This window comes from Clostridium sp. 1001270J_160509_D11, from assembly GCF_015667935.1.
GTDB lineage: Bacteria > Bacillota > Clostridia > Peptostreptococcales > Peptostreptococcaceae > Intestinibacter.
Genome location: NZ_JADPET010000228.1, coordinates 1 through 2,517, shown reverse-complemented (window position 1 = coordinate 2,517; position 2,517 = coordinate 1). Strand labels below are relative to the sequence as shown.

Here is a 2,517-nt window from a genome sequence, read left to right as displayed (position 1 = left end):
AGATGAAATAAATAAATAAATTCATTAAAAAAAGCTAAATTTAATATTTACACTAAATTTAGCTTTTTATTTACATATAAGTTTTAACTTATATTGCTTAATAAAAATTTTAACTTATATATCTTATATATTATTTACTTAAAAACTCTACAACTTCTTCTAAGTGCATTCCTCTAGATGCTTTAACTAATATAGCATCTCCTTTTTGTAGAATATTTTCAAAGTTTTCTATAGCTTCTTCTTTTGTTTTAAAGTAGTAAGTATTTTCTTTATCCATGTTATTTTTAATAGCTTCATCTACCATAAATTTGGCATCATCTCCAACAGCTATAAGTATATCTGCATATTCGCTAGCACATTTACCAACTTCTCTGTGACCTTCTTCTGCAAATGAACCCATTTCAAACATATCACCTAATACTGCTACTTTTCTATTTTCGTATCTGTTTAATACTTTTAAAGCAGCTCTCATAGAATCTACACTTGCATTATAAACTGAATCTATAACTGTATAGTTGTCATTTTTTATAACGTCCATTCTAGATTTAGTTATTTCTAAGTTTCTTAAACCTTCTCTTATTTGATCTAAACTTATTCCTAAAGTTTGACCTACAAGTATAGCTGCCATCGCATTGTATATGTTATGCTCACCAACTGTCGGTATGTAGAATTTTTCTATGTTGTTATCTATCATAACGTTGAAAGTTGTATCACTATCATTCATCTCAAAGTCTACACAATATATTGTGTTGTCTTTTTCAAATCCAAAAGTTTTTAAGTTGTAGTTTAAGTCTTTGTTTTTTAATGTTGTTAGCATATCGTCGTCGCCATTTACTATTAATGTGCAACTCTCATCAAAGTTTGTAGTTATTTCCATCTTAGCTTTAAATATACCTTCTCTTGAACCAAGTCTTTCAACATGAGAAAGTCCTATATTAGATATAACACCTATCTTAGGATTAACTATATTTACTAAGTATTCAATTTCATTAAATCCACTCATACCCATTTCGATTACAGCACATTCATAGCTTTTATCTAAATTTGTAAGAGTTAGTGGCACTCCGAATTGATTGTTTAAGTTACCCATATTTTTAAGAGTTTTGTATTTACTTGATACAGCAGCATAAACCATATCTCTTGTAGATGTTTTACCAACACTACCAGTAACTCCTATAAATGGTATATCAAATTTATTTTTATAGTATCTAGATATATCTCCAAGTGCAAACTCAGTGTTTTCCACTTCGATTATATTTACATCTTCTCCTATTATTTCTAAATCGTTGCTTTTATTTTTTATTATTGTTTTACAACCATTTTCTATCGCAGAGTTTATAAATTTATGTCCATCTAAAGACTCTCCTATTATTGCGAAAAATGCATTGTTTTTATTTGCAAGTCTGCTATCTATAACTAAATCATTTATAGCTTCAACTTCTTTACTCTTACTTGTTAAATCACCATTGCTGGCATTTACTAATTCTTCTATAGATAAGTAATCCATATTTGCTCCTCTCTAACACTTTAAATTCTCTAAAAAATTATACCATATATGTCATATGTCAACAATATTATAAGGTTTTCATTATGCTATATTTTAGCTTCAATTTATTATTATATGAATTATTTTAATATATTTAATTAAATATTATTTTTAGCTAATTCTCTTAATTTTATAAAACCATTTTTATAAAGTATATCTAGAGAGTCTCTAAGTTCATTTACATCTGTTATTTCTAATGATATAGTTATATCTTTGTCTTTTAATTTATTCAATATAGATATTACATCCATAGTACCTTTATTTATTGCAAAATGTGAATCTTCATCTCCATAATTGTTGTGTATATGCATATGTTTCATATATTGCCCAAATGATTTTATCCAATCTTCTATATCTACTTTTGAATATACATTTACATGACCTATATCTAAGCAAAGAGATGTTTTTTCATCATAAATATGTTTCATAAGTTCATTCATTAAAAAAGAATTTTCTTCATGCACATTTTCAAGGTGTATTTTTATATCGTCGTCTTTTTTATCTTTAAGGAAGTTGTTCCAATACTTAGGTGTACGCTGCATCCACTCAATATAACTATATGTCTTTGGATAATAGCCATTGTGATATACTACATAATTTGCATTCATTTTCTTCGCCACATCATATGCTTGTTGCATCCTATATGTAGAAACTTGTGTTATTAAATTATCTCGACTACCTGCACTTAGCTCTGCATAGGGCCCATGTATTCCAAATTCAACCGCATCGTATAACCTACCTAATTCCTTTTTATAAATCTCTATAAATTCATCTTGCTTATCTAGACAATAAGGGCTTGCAAATAATACTATTTCTAAACCTATATCGTATTTCTCAAGCAAATCTATAATATTTTCCGTTTCTGTTAATTGTGATATATACACTTTCATATTTAAATCCATTCCCCTTTCTAAGTTTAAAGTATAAAATATTATTTTTAGATAAATTAAATAAATATTCTACATAATATT

General features: G+C 26.9%; 2 protein-coding genes. Both read right to left on the bottom strand.

Annotated features, from left to right (window positions below; translation table 11 throughout):
• Positions 1 to 130: 130 nt before the first annotated feature.
• Entirely contained in the window at positions 131 to 1,507 is a 1,377-nt protein-coding gene (gene murF / locus I4U58_RS13485) for a UDP-N-acetylmuramoyl-tripeptide--D-alanyl-D-alanine ligase (protein ID WP_195931850.1), read from the bottom strand.
• 137 nt (positions 1,508 to 1,644) lie between these two features.
• On the bottom strand, positions 1,645 to 2,436 hold the full coding sequence (locus tag I4U58_RS13480) for a sugar phosphate isomerase/epimerase (RefSeq protein WP_195931849.1): 792 nt from the start codon (positions 2,434 to 2,436) through the stop codon (positions 1,645 to 1,647).
• Positions 2,437 to 2,517 lie beyond the last annotated feature (81 nt).

Coding starts and splice junctions, on each gene's coding strand:
- I4U58_RS13480 (WP_195931849.1), bottom strand. CDS start 2,436: ATGAAAGTGTATATATCACAATTAACAGAAACGGAAAATATTATAGAT.
- murF (WP_195931850.1), bottom strand. CDS start 1,507: ATGGATTACTTATCTATAGAAGAATTAGTAAATGCCAGCAATGGTGAT.